Here is an 18,947-nt window from a genome sequence, read left to right as displayed (position 1 = left end):
CACCCGACACAGGAGAGCCCATGGGCACTGACATCATCAAGGCCACCGTCGACGAGCGCGGCATCGCCGAGGTCGTCGTCGACTGTCCGCCGGTCAACGCCCTGCCGGTGGCGGGCTGGTACCAGCTGGCGGAGACGGTCGAACAGCTCGGCCGCGACCCGGACGTACGGGTGGTGCTGCTGCGTGCCGAGGGCCGCGGTTTCAACGCCGGCGTGGACGTCAAGGAGTTGCAGGCCGACACCGGCCACGCCGCGGTCATCGGCGTGAACCGGGGCTGCTTCGCCGCGTTCGCCGCGGTCTACGACTGTGCGGTGCCGGTCGTCACCGCGGTCCACGGCTTCTGTCTGGGCGGCGGGATCGGTCTGGTCGGCAACTCGGACGTGATCGTCGCGGCCGAGGACGCCTACTTCGGGCTGCCCGAGGTGGACCGGGGCGCGCTGGGCGCCGCGACGCACCTGTCCCGCCTCGTCCCGCAGCACAGGGCCAGGGCGATGATGTACACCTGCGCCAACGCGTCCGCCGCCGAGCTGCACGCCTTCGGGTCGGTGCTCGACGTCGTCCCCGCCGACCGGCTGCGGGACCGGGCCCTGGAGGTCGCCGCCGACATCGCCGGGAAGAACCCGGTGGTGATCCGCGCCGCCAAGGAGGCCTTCAACGGCATCGACCTGTGGGACGTCAAGCGCAGTTACCGCTACGAGCAGGGCTTCACCTTCGAGGTCAACCTGTCGGGCGTCGCCGCCGAGGTCCGGGACACCTTCGACAGCCGTGCGGACGGGGAGGGGTGACGCATGGATCTCACCTGGAGTCCCGAGGAGGAGGCGTTCCGGCAGGAGGCGCGAGAGTGGCTGGCGGCGAACGTGCCGGCGAACCCGCTGCCGTCCGGTGACACCCGCGAGGGGTTCGCCGCCCATCTGGAGTGGGAGCGCGCCCTGTTCGAGGCCCGCTGGTCGGTCGTGTCCTGGCCCGAGGCGTACGGCGGCCGGGACGCGTCGCTGTGGCAGTGGCTGGTCTTCGAGGACGAGTACCACCGGGCCGGGGCGCCCGCCCGGGTCACCCAGAACGGCATCTTCCTGCTGGCCCCGACCGTCTTCGCGTTCGGTACGCAGGAACAGCAGCGGCGCATCCTGCCGAGGATGGCCGCCGCCCAGGACCTGTGGGCGCAGGGCTGGTCCGAGCCCGGCGCGGGCAGCGACCTCGCCGGCATCCGCAGTCGTGCGGTCCGCGACGAGGGGGCCGGTGGCTGGCGGCTGACCGGTCAGAAGACGTGGACGACCCGGGGCGCCTTCTGCACACACCTGTTCGGTCTCTTCCGTACGGACCCGGAGGCGGAGCGGCATCGCGGTCTCACCTATTTCCTCGTTCCGCTGGACGCGCCCGGTGTCACGGTCCGCGGTTTCGAACGCCTCGACGGTGACGAGGGGTTCGCCGAGGTGTTCCTCGACGACGTCCTCGTGTCCGACGGCGATGTGCTCGGCGGGGTCGGGGAGGGCTGGCGGGTGGCGATGGCGACCACCGGGTCCGAGCGCGGGCTGACCCTGCGCTCCCCCGGCCGCTTCCTGCACACCGCCGACCGGCTGCTCGACCTGGCACGGGCGAAGGGGCCGGGGGCGCGTCGGGACCGGGACCGAGTCGTGCAGTCGTGGATCGAGGCCCAGGCCTACGAGTTGTTCACCCTGGAACAGGTCACGTCGATCGTCGAGGGACGGCAGGTAGGTGCCGAATCCAGCCTGAACAAGCTGTTCTGGTCCCAGCTCGACATCGCCCTGCACGAGACGGCCGCCGAACTGCTCGGGCCCGAGGCCGAGGTCGACGGGTCCTGGAGCCGCGGCTTCCTCTTCTCGCTGGCGGGCCCCATCTACGCCGGGACCAACGAGATCCAGCGCAACATCGTCGCCGAGCGGCTGCTCGGCCTGCCGAGGAGGTGACCGGACGCGATGCGCTTCGCCGTAGCCGAACACGACGCCGCTCTCGCCGAGGCCGCCGGTGAGGTGCTGACCAAGCAGGCCGGCGCCGAACAGATCCGGGCCGGGTGGCCGGGTGGCCGCACCGAGGGCGTCGACGCCGTGTGGCGCACGCTGGCCGGGGTCGGAGTCACGGGCGCCCTGGTCCCCGAGAACGCCGACGGCGTCGGCCTGGGCCTCGACGAGAACGCGCTTGCGCCCCTGATGGAAGCCTTCGGACGCAGCGGCCTACCGGTACCCGCCGCCGAGACCGTGGCAGTCGGCGCCCCCCTGCTCGCCGCCGCGGGCGCGCCTCAACTCCCATCCGTACTAAGGGGATCGGCGCTGCTCACGGTGTCCCTCGCCCCCGATGCCCCGGTACCCTTCGCCGCACGCGCCGACCTGATCGCCGTACCGCGTGGCGATGAGCTGCGCCTGTACAGTCGCGACGAAGTGGAGACCGAGCCGGTCGACTCGGTGGACGGCTCCCGGCGGCTGGCCCGGGTCCACGCTCCGGCGGGCGGTGGGCTGTTGCTGGCCGAAGGACCCGCCGAACTGGCCGTCGCCTACCGGCGCGGGGTGCTGGCCACGGCTGCCCTGCTGGTCGGGCTCGGTGAACGGATGCTCGAACTGACCGTGGCCCATGTCCGGGAGCGGCATCAGTTCGGCGTACCGGTCGGCTCGTTCCAGGCGGTCAAGCACGCCTTGGCCGATGTGGAGTTGGCGGTACGGTTCGCCCGGCCGGCGGTCCTCGCGGCAGGCTGGGCGCAGGCGGCCGGCGATCCGGAGACCGCGGTACGGACATCGATGGCCAAGGTGCTCGCCTCCGAGGCGGCCAGGAAGGCGGCCCGTACGGCGATCCAGTGCCATGGCGCCATGGGGTACACCACCGAGTACGACCTCCATCTGTACGCCAAGCGGGCCTGGGCCCTGGCCGGGGACTGGGGTGGGCCCGCGGAACACCGGGAGTTCATCGCGCGGCGGCTCGGCCTGGGGCTCGCCGGGGCGTCCGGCATCGTCAGCGAAGGGACGGGCACGTGAGCGGAATCCGCCGGGATCCGGAGATCGTCGTCACCGGAGCAGGTCAGAGCCCGGGACGCGAACACGCCCTCGCGCTCGCCGCCGAAGAAGCCCACGCCGAAATCAACCACCCGGGCGACACCGCGAAAACGGCGACCGCGGAGAACAACGCAAACGACGGCACGGCCGTGGCCGAACTCGGCATCACCAGGGAAAGGACGGGCACGTGAGCGGAATCTGCCAGGACCGGGTCGTCGTCGTCACCGGAGCGGGCCAGGGCCTGGGACGCGAACACGCCCTCGCGCTCGCCGCCGAGGGGGCCCGGGTCGTGGTCAACGACCTCGGTGAGACCGCGAAAGCCGTGGCCGAGGAGATCGGGGCAGGCGGTGGCATCGCTGTCGCCGACCTGGGTGACGTCAGCGACTGGGGCTACGCGGAGCGGCTGATCGGGCGGGCCGTCGGCGAGTTCGGCGTGCTGCACGGGCTGGTGAACAACGCGGGCATCAATCGCGACCGGATGCTGGTCTCCATGACCGAGGCGGACTGGGATTTGGTCCTGAAGGTCGATCTCAAGGGGCATGCGGCACCGCTGCGGCACGCTGCCGCGTACTGGCGGGAGTTGAGCAAGCAGGGCCGGCCGGTCGACGCCCGGGTCGTCAACACCAGCTCGGGCGCCGGGCTGCAGGGCAGTGTCGGCCAGGGCAACTACGGCGCCGCGAAGGCGGGCATCGCGGCGCTCACCGTGATCGCCGCCGCCGAACTGGCCCGGTACGGCGTCACCGTGAACGCGATCGCCCCCTCCGCCCGCACCCCGATGACCGAGGCTGTCGAGGCGTTCGCCGAGCAGATGCGCGCACCGGGGTCCGGCTTCGACGCGCCGCACCCCGGCAACGTCTCGCCGCTGGTGGTGTGGCTGGCCTCGGCAGAGTCGGGCGACGTCACCGGACGCGTATTCGAGGCCGAGGGCGGCACGATCGGCGTCGCCGACGGCTGGCAGCACGGCCCCCGGCGGGTACGTGACCGCCGCTGGACCCCCGGTGAGATCGGTCCGGCGGTGCGCGGGCTGCTCGCCGAAGCGCCTTCGCCGGCGCCGGTGTACGGCTCCTGAGCGCGGCCTGCAGTTGGGCGGGCCCTGGCGCTTGGCCGCCGGGCCGTCCGTCCGCGTGCGTGCGTGCGAAGGAGCTGGTGCGCGCGGAGAGTTCGGCCCGGCCTTTCCTTCAGTGCCCAGCAGACCCGAACCGGCGCGGCGCCCCGACGCGGTCGACCGCTGGTGGCCGGGTGGCCGAACCACCGGCCCACCGGCCCACCGGCCCACCGGCCCACCGGCCCACCGGCCCACCGGCCCACCGGCCCACCGGCCCACCGGCCCACCGGCCCACCGGCCCACCGGCCCACCGGCCCACCGGCCCACCGGCCCACCGGCCCACCGGCCCACCGGCCCACCGGCCCACCGGCCCACCGGCCCACCGGCCCACCGGCCCACCGGCCCACCGGCCCACCGGCCCACCGGCCCACCGAGCCACCGAGCCACCGAGCCACCGAGCCACCGAGCCAGGGTCGCGCGAATCCTCGGCACACCCAACAGCGCGGCCGGAGGCAGCGGCGGCCATGTCAGCGGCCGGTGCGGATCAGCCCCGTCAGATAGCGCCACAGCGAAGAGCGCTGCCGCGCCGACGGGTCCGACAGCCCTGTCTCGGCCGACGGTGTCGCCGGGTCGTACGCCAACCGTTGCTCGGGCAGCGCAGCGAGTTCGTACCGTACGGGCAACGATCGCAGGCCTCGCATGAACGGCGAGGAGCGCCACGGGAGTTGGTCGACGGGGAGAGCGAGGTCCAGGTGCGAGAACCGCTCGAACAGCCGGCCCACTCCGACCGCCGCGACCGTCGACGCGAGTTCGCGCGCCGGGCACTGGCGTGGGCCCGCGCCCCAGGACAGGTGTGCCCGGGTGCTGACCGTGGTGCTCGGGCACACGTTCTTGGCGAAGAGGGGGTCGGCGTGCGCAGCGGCGGCGGAGACCCACACCGGGTCGCCCTCCCGGATCGTGTAGTTGCCCAGAACAGTGTCCTTGGCCGCGAACCGGGGCACGAAGTTGACCAGCGGAGGCTTCCGCATGACCACCCGGTTCATGGTCTCCTTCACCATCCCGGCGGACAGACTGGCCCGCACGCTGCCTTCGCCCGAGAGGACCTCGACCACCGTGTTGGACACGAGGATGCCGACGTGGTCGGAGGTCATGCCCAGCAGCATGAACAGTTCGCGGGCCAGTTCGTCGAGCGAGAGTCCGGGGTGCGCGGCTATCAGGTACGAGGGGAAGTCGTCACCGGGCGTTTCCAGTTTCACCGCCGCCAGTTCGGCCAGCGTCGCCAGCAGCCGCTCCAGGGCCGGCTCCGCGTCCGGACCCGCGTCCAGTACCCGCCACATGTCCATCAGCGCGTCATCGCCCTGTGAACCGGGGAAGCCGAGCAGGCTACTGGCCACCATCAGCGGCAGGGGCCGGGAGAACTGGGCGGACAGATCCGCCAGGCCCGTGCCGCCGCCCTGGCCCATCAACGTGATCAGTTCGTCGGCATAGGCGGTGACAGCCCTCTTCAGCCGTCGCGCCTGGGGGTGGCCCGGATCCTGGAACGGCTTCAGCGCCACGTCCCACGCGGCCCTCAACGGCCGGTATCCGGGGCCGCCCTGGATCAGCACATGGTTGACCTCCAGGGACGGTCCGAGCGGCCAGTCGGCCGGGACCCTGCCCTCCGAGCGGGCCCGCCACTTCTCCAGGCCCTTCGGCCACCCGTCGTCGTCCTGGAGGACCTGGAGCGACTCCTGGTAGCCGAGGACCAGCCAGGCCGGTACGCCCAGCAGGTCGACCGGTGCGACCGGGCCGTGCTGCTGTCTCAGCCGTTCGTACACGAGCGAGGGGCGCGTCTCGTAGTCCCTGGTCAGCAACGGTTCAGGTGACATCTCCTCCAGCCGTGTGCCGTCCAGGTCCACGGATCCGCCGTCGCCCCACTGGGAATTCATCTTCGCGCCGCCCCTCCAACACTCCCCGTACCGGCCTACGTTCAGCCGGTAGTTGGAAACGGTGGGGACCCTACCGCAGGGGGTACGGCGTAGTAACAACGGGGGCGCGACCGATAGTTGCGAACCTACCGCAGACGCCTTCCACATGACCCCCGCGAGGTCTCCACACAGCCTCCACGCACGGGGGGCTCAGGCCGCCGTGTATCCGAGCTGACGCCTCATGTAGGGGGTCATGAGGGTCTTGGCCTTGGCCAGGGTGGCGGTACGGCCACCGAGGACCGCGGTCTCGCCGCCGGGCACGGGCACCATGGTCACTCCGTCGGCGGGCCCGAACGGCACGACGAGCGGGGCGCGGTGGATCTGCCGGTAGAGACGAGGCTGTTTGCGATGCCTTCCCGGATTCTGGAGGTACGCGCGGATGTTGTGGACGGCGAGGTCCGCCTGGGCGAGCGCGACGGGGGTGATCTTGAGTTCGCTGACGTCGTTCACGTCGCCGACGGCGAACACATCCGGCCATCCCTCGACCCGGAGTGTCCGGTCGACCTTCACATGCCCGGCGGCGTTGAGCCAGTCGCTGTGCCCGGCCATGCGCAGCCAGAACGTGTTGGGGGTGGTGCCCGTGGCCCAGAAGGAGCGGTCGGCGTCGATGATGTTGCCGTGTGCGTCGCGGTAGGTGCCGAAGTCGTTGCCGGGCGACATGAAGGAGTCGAGCCGGACCTCCACATCGTGCGATTCCAGCCAGGTGCGGGCCCTGTTCCCGGCCCGTTCGCTACCCGTGGCGTGGAGCAGCACCGGCCCGGAGTGAGCGAGGGTGACCCGGGCGTCCGGCCGGGCCAGGCGGATTTCGGCGCTGAGTTCGACGCCGGAGGGCCCGCCGCCGACGACGAGGACATGTTCCGCGGCGGCGATGCTCCGCTGGTGCCCGGCGAACGACTGGGCCGCCTCCTCCACGGTGGTGCCGGTGAACCGGGCCGGTTCCGGGTAGTCGGCGCCGGTGGCGATCACGACCACGTCGTACGGGAGGATCTCGCCCGAGGCCAGCACCACCTGCCGCTCGGCGGTGTCGACGCGGACCGCCTTGCCCACGACCACCCGGCCGTTGCGCATCAGCCGGTCGTACGGAATGAACGGAGTGACCGTCCACTCCGGGTGCACGCCGGCGCGCAGGGAGGCAATACGGTGGAAGAAGACCTCCTTGCGATCCACCAGCGTGACACGCGCCGTCTCGTCCAGTCGTTTCGCCAGCCGCACGCCGGCATAGCCGCCGCCGATCACCACTACGTCGCCGTCATGCACACCGAGTCTCCTGTGCCTGTGGGGGGAGCGAGCACCGGGGCGTGTGGGCGCCTTCGGCCACTCGACTGCCGCCGAGCGTAGCGCTTGAAACTTAAATAGCTGATGAACTTCGGTGCGCATTCTGTGAAACGACGACACTGACACCGGCGCCGGGCCGGAAACCACTCCCCGCCAGGGCCGAACGCCAGGCCGCCCGCGACCGGGTACTGGTCACCGTCACCGGCCGATCCGGCATAAGTGCCGATCCGGCATAAGTATGGTGATCCCGTGAAGGCGCTGTTGTTGCCCCGGTGAGCAGAAAGGTTCAACCAGGTGAGCTTCAGGATCCAGCCGACCGCCCAGGTCGACGAAACGGCCACGATCGGTGACGGGACGACGGTCTGGGATCTGGCCCAGATACGAGAGGACGCCCGGCTGGGCAGCGGGTGCATCGTCGGCCGGGGAGCGTATGTCGGCCCGGGCGTACGGATCGGCGACAACGTGAAGCTCCAGAACTACGCGCTGGTCTACGAACCCGCGGTGCTCGGTGACGGGGTGTTCGTCGGCCCGGCGGCGGTTTTCACCAACGACCACTTCCCCCGGTCGGTCGACCCGGAGGGCCGGCTCAAGCGCGGTGGCGACTGGGAGGCCGTGGCGGTGGTGGTGGCCGAGGGGGCGTCCCTGGGGGCCCGTTCGGTGTGCGTGGCGCCGGTGCACGTCGGTCGCTGGGCGCTCGTCGCGGCGGGCGCCGTGGTGACCCGGGACGTGCCGGACTTCGCACTCGTGGCCGGTGTTCCGGCGCGCCGGATCGGCTGGGTCGGCCGGGTCGGCGTCCGGCTGATCGAGCGGGAAGGCGAGTCGGGCGTGTGGGAGTGCCCCGAAACGGGCGCGCTGTACGACGAGAAGGACGGCGAACTCGTCGAGCGCGCATGAGTCCCACATCCCACAAATCGCAAATCTTCGAACATCTACAGGCATAACATGTGTGCGAACTATGCAGACGAAGCACAATGAGCACACGAACCAGTGCCCAGGGGGGGTTACCGGGTGGATACGCCTGTGCCCAGAGCGAGGAGCGACAACCGCTTCGACGCTTGATGTCTGACGCCTGAAGTCCGGCGTCTGTCTTCCGCCGCGTGCCCATCTGTGCCGCGGTGATCACCAGTCTGCTCAAAACACAGGACCCACAGGGGGGTTGGTGTGCCCAAACGATGACCACCACACGTCTGGCAGCGCTCGGTCGTGAGGAACCGTCGCTGCTCGCGCTCGCCCAACGGCTCCTTGCCGTCGCCGAGTCGGGGCTTCCGTCGATGCTCCTTCCCGGTGGCGAAGCCTTCGTCTTCACCATGGCCGGGCGACAGGCACCCGACGGTTCCTGGACCTTGGAGCGGCGCGGCACCAGCACCCGCTACGCGGCGATCACCGTGCTGGGCGCCCGGTTCCTCTCTGAGGACCGCCAGCGTGCGGTGCTCGGCGGGCATACGGCCCAGGAGTTCACGGGTCTGCTGGTCGAGTCGCTGCCCGCGGTGACCAACCTCGGTGACGCGGCGCTCATCGCCTGGGCCGCCGCGGAGACCGACCACCCCAAGCTGTCCGACGCCCTCGCGCGGGTCGAAGCCCTCGACGAGGACGGCAGGCCGCAGTACACCGTCGAGGCGGCGTGGGTGCTCTCCGCCCTCGCTGCCGCTCGCCACGCGGTCGACGTGGAGAGACGTTTCTCCGCTGCTCGCGACCGCCTTCTGCGGGCCCGGATCGGCGACGGCCCGCTGTTCCCGCACGCCACCGGGCCCGGTCTGGTGCCCTGGTACCGGTCGCACGTGAGCTGCTTCGCCGACCAGACGTACCCGCTCCAGGCCCTGGCCCTCGCACACGCCAGCGGCGACGGAGACCCCGAGGCGCTGGCCGCCTCCGAGGCGTGCGCGGCCCGCATCTGTGAGCTGCAGGGCGACGGCGGTCAGTGGTGGTGGCACTACGACGCGCGCACCGGCGGTGTCATCGAGGGCTACCCGGTCTACAGCGTCCACCAGCACGCCATGGCGCCGACCGCCCTGTTCGATCTGGCCGACGCCGGCGGCACCGACTTCGGCGCATCGATCCGCAAGGGCCTGCGCTGGATGACGGACGTACCCGAACTGGCCGCCGGCAACGAGGAGTCGATGATCCTCGACGAGCTCGGCGTCACCTGGCGCAAGGTCTTCCGGGGCGACCCGAAGAAGGCCGTACGCGCCGCCCGAGGACTCGGCACCCGAGTCGCTCCGAACCTCCGGCTGAAGTCCCTGGACCGGGTGTACCGCCCCCTGTCCGTCGACCGCGAATGCCGGCCGTACGAATTCGGCTGGATGCTCCACGCCTGGCAAGGGGGACGAATATGAGTGAGCGCCGGACTCTGTTCGGGGTCGAACTGGACCCGCTGACCATGGACGAGACCGTCGAGCGCTGCCTCGAAGCGGTCCGGGACGGCAGACAGTTGGAGATCGGGGTGGTCAACGCCGCGAAGCTGGTGAACATGCGGCGCGACCAGCGGCTCGCCGACGCCGTGTCCGGCTGTGATCTCGTCGTCGCCGACGGACAGGCCGTGGTCTGGGCCTCCCGGGTGCTGCGCGCCCCGCTGCCGGAACGGGTGGCCGGTATCGACCTGTTCATGCGGCTGCTGGCCGAGGCCGAGACGGCGGGCATGTCCGTGTACTTCCTCGGCGCCAAGAAAGAAGTGCTGGAGGAGATGGAGCGCCGGGTGGCCGACCGCTTCCCCGGCCTGAAGGTGGCCGGCAGCCGCAACGGCTACTTCGACGACTCGCAGCAGGAAGCCATCGCCGGCGCGATCGCCGACAGCGGCGCCCAGATGCTGTTCCTTGGCATGACCTCGCCGAAGAAGGAGATCTTCACCGCCGCCTACGGCGAACGCACCGGTGCCCGCGTCGTGCACGGAGTCGGCGGTTCCTTCGACATCCTGGCCGGGGTCACCAAGCGGGCCCCCGAGTTCTGGCAGCGGTGGGGCGTCGAGTGGCTCTACCGCGCAATGCAGGAGCCGCGCCGCCTCGGCCGGCGCTACCTCACCACCAATGCCGCCTTCCTCCTCATGACGGCGCGGGAGCTCATCCGGCTCACCCCGTCACCCGCTTCCGCCAACAGGAGTCACTGATGCGCGTCATCGTGGTCGGACAGGGATACGTCGGCCTGCCGCTGGCCATCCGCGCCGCCGAGGTCGGACACGAGGTGATCGGCTACGACGTCGACTCACGGCGGGTCAAGACCCTTGCCGCCGGTGAGTCCTTCGTCGAGGACGTCTCCTCCGAGCGGATCCGCGCGGCACTGGACAACGGCTCGTACCGCCCGAGTGAATCGGCCCGTGACTGCGGCGGTTTCGACATCGCCGTGGTGACCGTGCCGACGCCGCTGCACGAGGGCACTCCGGACCTCCGGTACATCAAGGAGTCGGCGGTCACCCTCGCCCGGTATCTGCGCCCCGGGGCCACTGTCATCCTGGAGTCGACGACGTATCCCGGCACCACCCAGGAGTTGTTCGCCCCGATCCTGGAGGACGGCTCGGGCCTCAGCGCGGGCGCCGACTTCCACCTCGGGTACAGCCCGGAGCGGATCGACCCCGGAAACGCCGTCTGGGGCTTCAAGGAGACCCCGAAGGTCGTGTCCGGGGTCAACGAGGCCTCGCTCAAGGCCGTTCAGGACTTCTACGCGCAGCTCGTCGACACCACCGTGCCGGTGAGCTCGCCGAAGGAGGCGGAGCTCGCCAAGCTCCTTGAGAACACCTTCCGGCATGTGAACATCGCGCTGGTCAACGAGATCGCGATGTTCGCCCACCACCTGGACATCGACGTCTGGCAGGCCATCGACGCAGCCTCCACCAAGCCCTTCGGGTTCATGAAGTTCACGCCCGGACCGGGCGTCGGCGGCCACTGCCTGCCGATCGACCCCTCGTACCTGTCCTGGCGGGTGCAGCGCGAACTCGGCCAGAGTTTCCGCTTCGTGGAGCTGGCCAACGACATCAACAACCACATGCCCGAGTACGTGGCGCGCCGCATCAGCGACCTGTTCAACGAGAGACGTCGTTCCGTGAACGGCTCGCGCATCCTGCTGCTCGGTCTGGCGTACAAGAAGAACACCAGCGACGCCCGCGAGTCGCCCGCCCTGCGCATCTCGCAGCTCCTGCTCGACATGGGGGCCCAGGTCAGGGCCGCGGACCCGCACGTGGTCGAGAGTCTGCCGGTGGACAGCCGGCTGGTACGGGTCGAGCCGACCCCGGAGGAGCTCGCGGCCGCCGATGTGGTGGTCCTGCTCACCGACCACGACAGCTTCGACTACGAACTCGTGGCCGAACACGCCCCCTTCGTCCTCGACTGCCGCCGCCGGCTGTCGGCGGGACCCACCATCGAGGTGCTCTGAACCATGCCGCGAATCGTCTGTGTCGCCGGGGCCCGACCCAACTACATGAAGATCAAACCGGTGATGGACGCCCTGGAACGCCGGGGCGCCGAGGTGATCCTCGTCCACACCGGCCAGCACTACGACCCGGCCATGAACGACGTGTTCTTCGCCGATCTCGGCATCCGTCCGCCCGACCGCTTCCTCGGGGTCGGTTCCGGCAGCCACGCCGAGCAGACCGGACGCGTGATGACCGCGTTCGAACCGCTCATCGGCGAGGTGTCGCCGGACATCGTCGTCGTGGTCGGCGACATCAACTCCACCCTGGCCTGCGCCCTGGTGACGGCGAAGGCCGGCCCGCTGCTGGCCCATGTCGAGGCGGGCCTGCGCAGCCGCGACTGGAGCATGCCGGAGGAGGTCAACCGCGTCGCCACCGACCGGGTGAGCGACTATCTGCTGGCCCCCTCCCCCGACGCCGTGGAGAACCTGCGCGCGGAGGGGTACCGGGACGACCAGATCCACCTGGTCGGCAACGTCATGATCGACACGTTGCTGGCCAACCTGGAGCGGGCCAGGGCCTCGGCTGTCCTGGACGAATACGGCCTGACCAAGGGCGAGTACGGCCTCGTCACCCTGCACCGGCCGGCGAACGTGGACGACCCCGAGGTCCTCACCGGGCTGCTGAAGGCCCTGGGCGAGATCGCCGGCCGCCTCCCGCTGGTGCTGCCCGTGCATCCGCGGGCTGCCGAGCGGCTGGCCGCGATCGGGGTGCCGGGCGGCATCCGGCTCGTACCGCCCGCCGGTTACCTGGACTTCATCGCCCTGCAGGACTCCGCCCGCGTCGTGCTGACCGACTCCGGCGGCATCCAGGAGGAGACCACCGCGCTGGGCGTGCCGTGTGTGACCCTGCGGGACAACACCGAGCGGCCCATCACCGTCGAGCAGGGCACCAACGTGCTGGCGGGCCGGGATCCGGCGCGGATCGTATCCACCGTGAACGGGGTGCTGGACGCTCCGCCCGCGCCGCGCAGGCCCGAACTGTGGGACGGGCGAGCGAGCGACCGCATCGCCGATGTGCTGCTGGAGGGGGGCACCGCGAGCACCCGGCAGAGACCGACCGACCAGCCGGGAACCACGGGCGGCACATTCCCCATATGATCCGCTTGAAACACGTGCTCGTAGAACATTTGGCCGCATTGGCCACAAGGGGGGACCACCATGGATCTCGCTGAGATCTTCCGGGTCACGCGCAGGCGCTGGTATGTCCTGCTGCCCGGACTGCTGCTGACCGCCGGCCTGATGGTCGCCGTGGTGCTAATGGTTCCGGTCACGTACCAGTCGCAGAGCACGGTGCTTCTGCTGAACTCCCCGAAGGCCACCGTCGCCTACGACGGCAACCCCTTCCTCAGCACGCAGACCTCGCTCACCGGCATGGCCGACAGCCTGGCCCGCAACCTCAACTCCGACGACTCCATCCGGGAGCTCAAGTCCCGTGGTGCCACCGGTACGTTCGAGGCCAAGCTCGCCGACAACGCCCAGGGGCCGCTCATGTGGCTCACGGTCACCGGCACCGACAGAACAGCCGTGCTGGCCTCGGACCGACTTCTGACCACATACGCCAAGGACCGGCTGGAGAAGTTCCAGGAACAGCAGTCGGTCGCCCCGAACGCCATGATCCAGATGACGAGCATCGTGTCCCCGCAGCCGCCGGTGGCACAGACCAAGACCCGGCTCGAGTACATGATCATGGCAGGCGGCCTGGGCCTGGTGGTGAGCCTGGTCGCCGTCTTCTACGTGGAGGCGCGCCGCCGAACGCGCCCGGCGGCGAACCCGGAGGAACCCGCGCAGCCGGTCGAGGCCGCCGAGCCGGCGCCGGAGGCCGACTCCCGCGTCACCGCTGCCCGGCCGTCGGCCGAGGAGTCGGTCGCGGAACAGACGATCGCTCTGCGCACCCCGCCCGCCTGGGCGCGGTCCGCCGGGAACAGGCCTGCCACGGAGCCGAGAGCGGGGCGGGCCGCCACGGTCGTGGCACCCGCCGCCGAGCCGCTCGACGAGGAGTCGACTCATGGACAGCGTTCGCACACCGGACAGCGAGACCGCTGAGCCCAGCGACACCCCCGCTCCGCCCGCTGCCCCCTCACTGGGCGGGAAGGTCCGTTCGGCGGCCCGCTGGAGCCTGATCAACACGGTCGTCATGCGGCTGGGCAACTTCGCGACCGGCATCCTGCTGGCGCGCTTCGCGCTCGGCCCGGCGGAGTGGGGCGTCTACGGCATCGCCCAGACCGTGCTGCTGGTCCTGCTGTCCGCGAACGAGCTGGGCGTGGGCCTGGCCATCGTGCGCTGGGAGGGCGACGCACGGCGGTTCGCACCGACCGTACTGACCCTCAGTGCCATCTCCAGCGGCCTGCTGTACGTGGCGCTGTTCGCGGCGGCGCCGACGGTGGCGGGACTGCTCGGGTCGCCGGACGCGGCGAACGTGCTGCGGGTGATGTGCCTGTGCGTGGTGATCGACGGGGTGGCCCAGGTGCCCGCCGGCTTCCTCACCCGGGAGTTCGCCCAGGGCAAGCGGATGATCGTCGACGCGCTCAACTTCGTGGTCAGCACCTCGGTGACGCTGCTGCTGGCCTTCGAGGGCTGGGGCGCGATGAGCTTCGCCTGGGGAGCCGTGGCGGGGAACGTCGTGACGCTGATCGGCTGCTCGCTGGCGGCACCGGGCACCCTGAAGTTCGGCTGGGACCCCGATCAGGCCCGAGCCCTGCTCAGGTTCGGTCTTCCGCTGGCTGGGGCGAGCATGCTGGCCCTCGCGGTGGTCAACGTCGACACCATGGTGGTGGGCGCGACGCTGGGCAACGTGGCGCTGGGCTTCTATGTCCTCGCCTTCAACATGTCCGGCTGGCCCGTGCGGATCATCTCCGAGGCCGCGCGCCGGGTCTCCTTCGCCGGCTTCTCCCGCCTGGCCGACTCGCCGCAGGCGCTCGCCCAGGGCTTCAGCCGTGCCCTGGGTGTGGTGATCACCGGCACCGTCCCGCTGTGCGTCCTGCTGGCCTGCCTCGCGGAACCGGCCATCCAGCTGATCTACGGGGACCGATGGGGTCCCGCCGCCGCGGCACTGCCCTGGCTGATGGTTCTCGGCCTGATCCGCATCGGCAGTGAACTCGCGTACGACTGCCTCGTCGCGATCGGACAGCGCCGGTCGCTCTTCCTGGTGCAGGGCCTGTGGCTGGCGGCCCTGGTCCCGGTGCTCCTCGTCGCCGCCCGCACGAACGGCATCGTCGGAGTCTCTCAGGCCCATGTCGTGGTCGCCGGCGTCCTGGTGGTGCCGGTGTTCCTGGTCGCCCTCAGCCGTGGCGGCATCGGCGTCGGCCGGATCGCCACGGCCTGCGCGTGGCCCTTCCTCGGCGGCGCCGTGATGGCCGCGATCATCCTCGGCCTGCAGAGCCTGCTCGGCGACGGCCGGCTCGCCCTCCTCGCCATCAGCACGATCGCCCTGGCCGGCTACACGCTGTGCGTACTGCCCAGCCGCGACTTCCTGCGCGGCGTCGGCGGCGGCGACCGGCCCCACCGCGGCCGGCACCGGTCTTCCACACCGGTCCGGCCCACCCAAAAGGACATGAGGTGAACCTGATGTCACGGCGCATCAGCCGCAACTCCCTCGCGGGACTGCTGCTCGCGGCCCTGCTGGCGGTTCTGGGCGTGGCCTGCTCGGGATCGGACCGGTCCGCGTCGCAGGGCTGCTCGGACGACGGGCCGACCTGCCGTACGAGCAGGTCCTCGCCGTCACCGAGCGCCACTCCGTCGGCCACGGTCGAGGAGGCGACAGGCAGTCCCTCCGCCTCGCCGTCCCCGACACAGAAGCCCACCGCAACGAAGAAGCCCACCCCGACCGGGAAGCCGACCGCGCCGGCAGGCACCAGCAGTGCGTCCGCCGGCCCGGCGGCCAGGGCCAAGTGCGCCTCTCCCGGCGACTGCGGCTTCCCCGACGCCGACACGACGGGTCCGCGAATCGCCCTCAAGCCCCACAAGACCGGGTACTGGGCGATCCGTACCAACGGGCTCGTCATCCGGGGCTGGGACATCACCGGTTCGCTCGACATCTATGCGAACAACGTCACCGTCATCGACACCAAGATCACCTCGGACAGCTGGTGGGGCATCAACCTGCGCCCCGGATACAGCGGCCTGAAGGTCCTGCACTCCACCATCACCGCCGTGCCGGGCAAGGGGCCGGACAACGGCGGCGTGGACTACGCGGTGTCGAACATGGGCGGCAGCTCCATCGAGGTCGGCTGGTGCGACGTCTCGGTGTTCGGCGACGCCCTGTCCATGGGGCAGGGAAACCTGCACGACAACTACGTGCACGACATCGTTCCGTTCATCAACCTGGGCGGCGAGTGGCAGCACACCAACACGGTGATCAGCGGCGGCGGCAACACCGGGCACCTGATCATCCGCCACAACACCCTGCTGAACCCGACCAGCCTCAAGCAGGGTGCCTCGGGCAGCATCGGTCTGTTCGCGGACACCGGGGTGGTCCGCAACGTCACCGTGGACGACAACTGGATAGCCGGCGGCGCGTACGCCCTGTACGGCGGTGACACCGGCGCCACCGGGATCAAGGTCACCGATAACATCTTCTCGACGGAGTACCACCCCGCCTCCGGCGGCTACGGCGTGGTCGCCCACTGGAACGCGGGCGGCGCCGGAAACGTATGGAGCAACAACCGGATGTCCGACGGCCGGCTGATCCAGCCGGAGCCGTCGTCGTGAGCGGCGTCCTGCGCCGGGTCGCACGGGCGCCCTGGACACTGCTCAAGGCGTTGTTCGGCTGGCTGGTGCTCTTCGAGGTCAGGAACAAGATCCTGCTGGCCCCTACCGCGGTGCGGCTGCGCCGGATCGAGGACGCCGAGACCCGACGGCTGGCCGCTGGCCTCCCGTCGCCGCCCTCGGCGCTGGTCGCCACGGTCATCGCCACCCACCGGCGTCCCGAGGCGCTGCGTGCCGCGGTGCGCTCGGCTCTGGACCAGACCGTTCGCGACCAGGTCGTCATCGTGGTCGACGACGGCGCCGGACTGCCCGAACTCCCGGATGATCCAAGGCTGTTCGCCGTTTCACTGGCACGCAACACCGGTGTCGCTGGCGTCGTGCGCAACGTGGGCATCCGCCTCAGCCGCTCGCGGTACGTGGCGTTCCTGGACGACGACAACCTGTGGGAACCCGACCATCTGGAACGGACGTTGGCGGTCCTGGAGTCCCCCGCCGGGCCCGACGGCGTCTACACGGCACTGCGTCGCGTCCTGCCCGACGGAAGCGAACGCGACGTCCTGTCGGTGCCCTTCGACCGGCGCAGGGCCGCCCGCGAGTCCTTCCTGGACACCAACGCCTTTGTCGCCCGCCGTAATCGCTCACTGCACTTCAGCCGGCTGCGCCGGACACCGGAGGTGATGCCCCGTGAGGACTGGGAGCTGATCCGCCGGTACGGCCGCAATCACCGGGTGCTCCATGTGCCGCACCCCACCGTCCGATACCTGATGAACCCTGCCAGCTTCTACACCCAGTGGTGACAGCCGGATGAATCCGCCCTGCTCCGCCGACCGTTGCTCCCCTCTCGTTCCGACCACAGGTGGTTGATCCCATGGCCCGCTCCCGCGCCCTCAGGAACAAGTTCGTCGACGCGCCCGGCTCACTGGGCGAACGCATGCGCATCGCCCGCTGGGAGCGGTTCCGGCGCTGCTTCCCCGGCATCGAGAACATGAGCGTCGTCGACCTGGGCGGGACGGCCGAGATGTGGCTGCGCGCACCGGTGCGCGCCAAGCACGTCCACCTGATCAATCTGGCGGAACATCCCGCCGAACTGCCCGACTGGATCACCGCGGAGGTCGCCGACGTCACGGATGAGGCGGTCGCCGCCGAACTGAGCGCCACCGGCGGCTACGACCTGGTGTTCTCCAACTCGACGATCGAGCACGTGGGCGGCCACAGCCAGCGCCGTAAGTTCGTCTCGGCCGTCCAGTCCCTGGCCCCGCTGCACTGGATCCAGACGCCGTACCGCTACTTCCCCGTCGAGCCCCACTTCGTGGCGCCCGGCTTCCAGTTCCTGCCGCTGGCCGCCAGGGCCCGTCTGGTACGGCGCTGGCCGCTCGTCCACAGTCGCCCCGACAGCCCGGAGTCGGCGATGGACGCGGTGATCAACATCGAGCTGCTGACCCGCACCGAGATGCGCTACCTGTTCCCCGGTTCGGTGCTGCTCAGCGAGCGGGTGCTCGGTGCCCCGAAGTCACTCATAGCCGTCAGAACGGAGCCCGTATGCTGAACAACCTCATCAACAGACATGACGCGGACCGGCTGTTACGCAAGGTACGACGGCTGGAACTCGACCCGGTGCTGGCAAAGCTTCGGGTGCGCGGCGGAGCCCGGGTGGTCCAGCACTGGTCCCAGGTCGATCCGTCGTTAACCGAGTGGTGGGCGATACCGGCGGTCGTGAAGCGGTGGAACCTGCTGATGACCGGCGACGCCGACACGTCTTTTCCCGAGTACGTGGCCGCTGAGCACTTCGCGCCGCGCACCGATCTGCGCGGCCTGTCGCTCGGGTGCGGCACCGGCGGAAACGAGCTGCTCTGGGCGAAGACCGGCGCGTTCGGTCTCCTGGAGGGCGTGGACGTGGCGCAGCAGCGGATCGACTTCGCCACCCGCGCCGCCGCCGAGCACGGCCTCGCCGACGTCCTGCGCTTCCGGGTCAGTGACGTCAACCGGATGACCAGCGACGGGGAACGCTTCGACGTGCTCCTTGGCCTGCAGTCGCTGCACCATTTCGACAACCTCGACGAGACCCTGCCGCGTCTCTCTCAACTGATCGAGCCCGGCGGGACGTTCGTGGTCGACGAGTTCGTCGGCCCCACCCGGTTCCAGTGGACCGACGGCCAGCTGGAGGCGGCGAACGATCTGCTGGCCCAGCTCCCCGAGGAGCGGCGGCGCCTGGCGGACGGCCGGATCAAGCGCCGTGTCGTGCGGCCGAGCAGGCTGTCGATGGTGCTGGACGACCCCTCGGAGGCGGTCGACGCGGCGGCGCTGCTGCCGGGCCTGCGGCGCGGTTTCGACGTCGTCGAGGAACGGCCGTACGGGGGTACGGTGCTGCACATCGCGTTCTCGGGGATCGCGCACAACTTCCGTGACCAGGAGCCTCAGACATTGGCTCTGCTGGAACGGTGCTTTGCCGCGGAGGACGCGGTGCTTTCTGATGTGGGGCACGATTTCGTTGCCATGGTGTGTCGGCCTCGGAGTACTGGCTAAGTACTGGGCTAAGGGGAGTGCCGCGAGGTGTTGTCG

The 18,947-nt window shown here is 70.4% G+C and carries 18 protein-coding genes; 16 read left to right on the top strand and 2 right to left on the bottom strand.

All coding sequences use genetic code 11. The features are described from left to right. Window positions 1–20 precede the first annotated feature (20 nt). The 5 genes from OG734_RS43185 to OG734_RS43165 are packed head-to-tail and all read left to right on the top strand — an operon-like array spanning window position 21 to window position 4,068. On the top strand, window positions 21–785 hold the full coding sequence (locus tag OG734_RS43185; RefSeq protein ID WP_330292830.1) for an enoyl-CoA hydratase family protein: 765 nt from the start codon (window positions 21–23) through the stop codon (window positions 783–785). 3 nt (window positions 786–788) lie between these two features. Beyond that, on the top strand, window positions 789–1,925 hold the full coding sequence (locus tag OG734_RS43180; protein ID WP_330292829.1) for an acyl-CoA dehydrogenase family protein: 1,137 nt from the start codon (window positions 789–791) through the stop codon (window positions 1,923–1,925). Between the two features lie 9 nt (window positions 1,926–1,934). Further along, complete coding sequence (locus OG734_RS43175) at window positions 1,935–2,981, top strand: acyl-CoA dehydrogenase (RefSeq protein ID WP_330292828.1); 1,047 nt, start codon at window positions 1,935–1,937, stop codon at window positions 2,979–2,981. Continuing rightward, window positions 2,978–3,190 (top strand): hypothetical protein, encoded by a 213-nt coding sequence (locus OG734_RS43170; RefSeq protein WP_330292827.1) that lies wholly within the window; start codon window positions 2,978–2,980, stop codon window positions 3,188–3,190. The genes OG734_RS43175 and OG734_RS43170 overlap by 4 nt, the downstream gene beginning before the upstream one ends. After that, on the top strand, window positions 3,187–4,068 hold the full coding sequence (locus OG734_RS43165) for an SDR family oxidoreductase (RefSeq protein ID WP_330292826.1): 882 nt from the start codon (window positions 3,187–3,189) through the stop codon (window positions 4,066–4,068). The genes OG734_RS43170 and OG734_RS43165 overlap by 4 nt, the downstream gene beginning before the upstream one ends. Window positions 4,069–4,571: 503 nt before the next feature. On the opposite strand, the gene OG734_RS43160 is transcribed toward OG734_RS43165, so the two are convergent. Together OG734_RS43160 and OG734_RS43155 are read right to left on the bottom strand one after the other, a co-directional pair. Further along, window positions 4,572–5,972: a cytochrome P450 gene (locus OG734_RS43160; protein ID WP_330292825.1), complete on the bottom strand. Its 1,401-nt coding sequence runs from the start codon at window positions 5,970–5,972 to the stop codon at window positions 4,572–4,574. Between the two features lie 189 nt (window positions 5,973–6,161). Next, window positions 6,162–7,268, bottom strand: coding sequence for an NAD(P)/FAD-dependent oxidoreductase (locus tag OG734_RS43155; RefSeq protein WP_330292824.1), 1,107 nt, complete (start codon window positions 7,266–7,268; stop codon window positions 6,162–6,164). A gap of 312 nt (window positions 7,269–7,580) precedes the next feature. On the opposite strand from OG734_RS43155, the gene OG734_RS43150 reads away from it, so the two are divergent. The 11 genes from OG734_RS43150 to OG734_RS43100 all read left to right on the top strand — a co-directional run bounded on the left by OG734_RS43150 (window position 7,581) and on the right by OG734_RS43100 (window position 18,911). Then, window positions 7,581–8,180, top strand: coding sequence for an acyltransferase (locus OG734_RS43150; protein ID WP_330292823.1), 600 nt, complete (start codon window positions 7,581–7,583; stop codon window positions 8,178–8,180). A 278-nt stretch (window positions 8,181–8,458) separates the two neighbouring features. After that, complete coding sequence (locus tag OG734_RS43145; protein WP_330292822.1) at window positions 8,459–9,619, top strand: hypothetical protein; 1,161 nt, start codon at window positions 8,459–8,461, stop codon at window positions 9,617–9,619. After that, entirely contained in the window at window positions 9,616–10,386 is a 771-nt protein-coding gene (locus OG734_RS43140; RefSeq protein WP_330292821.1) for a WecB/TagA/CpsF family glycosyltransferase, read from the top strand. The genes OG734_RS43145 and OG734_RS43140 overlap by 4 nt, the downstream gene beginning before the upstream one ends. Continuing rightward, entirely contained in the window at window positions 10,386–11,645 is a 1,260-nt protein-coding gene (locus tag OG734_RS43135; RefSeq protein WP_330292820.1) for a nucleotide sugar dehydrogenase, read from the top strand. The genes OG734_RS43140 and OG734_RS43135 overlap by 1 nt, the downstream gene beginning before the upstream one ends. A 3-nt stretch (window positions 11,646–11,648) precedes the next feature. Next, window positions 11,649–12,782, top strand: coding sequence for a non-hydrolyzing UDP-N-acetylglucosamine 2-epimerase (gene wecB, locus OG734_RS43130; protein WP_330292819.1), 1,134 nt, complete (start codon window positions 11,649–11,651; stop codon window positions 12,780–12,782). 60 nt (window positions 12,783–12,842) lie between these two features. Next, complete coding sequence (locus tag OG734_RS43125) at window positions 12,843–13,727, top strand: chain length determinant protein (protein ID WP_330292818.1); 885 nt, start codon at window positions 12,843–12,845, stop codon at window positions 13,725–13,727. Continuing rightward, window positions 13,690–15,243, top strand: a complete 1,554-nt coding sequence (locus OG734_RS43120; protein WP_330292817.1) for a lipopolysaccharide biosynthesis protein — start codon at window positions 13,690–13,692, stop codon at window positions 15,241–15,243. The genes OG734_RS43125 and OG734_RS43120 overlap by 38 nt, the downstream gene beginning before the upstream one ends. A 5-nt stretch (window positions 15,244–15,248) precedes the next feature. Continuing rightward, window positions 15,249–16,391 (top strand): hypothetical protein, encoded by a 1,143-nt coding sequence (locus tag OG734_RS43115; RefSeq protein ID WP_330292816.1) that lies wholly within the window; start codon window positions 15,249–15,251, stop codon window positions 16,389–16,391. Beyond that, window positions 16,388–17,185 (top strand): glycosyltransferase family 2 protein, encoded by a 798-nt coding sequence (locus OG734_RS43110; protein ID WP_330292815.1) that lies wholly within the window; start codon window positions 16,388–16,390, stop codon window positions 17,183–17,185. The genes OG734_RS43115 and OG734_RS43110 overlap by 4 nt, the downstream gene beginning before the upstream one ends. A gap of 71 nt (window positions 17,186–17,256) precedes the next feature. Beyond that, entirely contained in the window at window positions 17,257–17,934 is a 678-nt protein-coding gene (locus tag OG734_RS43105; RefSeq protein ID WP_330292814.1) for a class I SAM-dependent methyltransferase, read from the top strand. Next, window positions 17,928–18,911, top strand: a complete 984-nt coding sequence (locus OG734_RS43100; RefSeq protein WP_330292813.1) for a class I SAM-dependent methyltransferase — start codon at window positions 17,928–17,930, stop codon at window positions 18,909–18,911. Before OG734_RS43105 ends, OG734_RS43100 begins: the two co-directional genes overlap by 7 nt. Window positions 18,912–18,947: the final 36 nt, after the last annotated feature.

Origin of the sequence: Streptomyces sp. NBC_00576, assembly GCF_036345175.1 — a bacterium.
Classification (GTDB): Bacteria; Actinomycetota; Actinomycetes; order Streptomycetales; family Streptomycetaceae; genus Streptomyces.
This window is presented reverse-complemented; position numbering and strand designations above follow the sequence as displayed.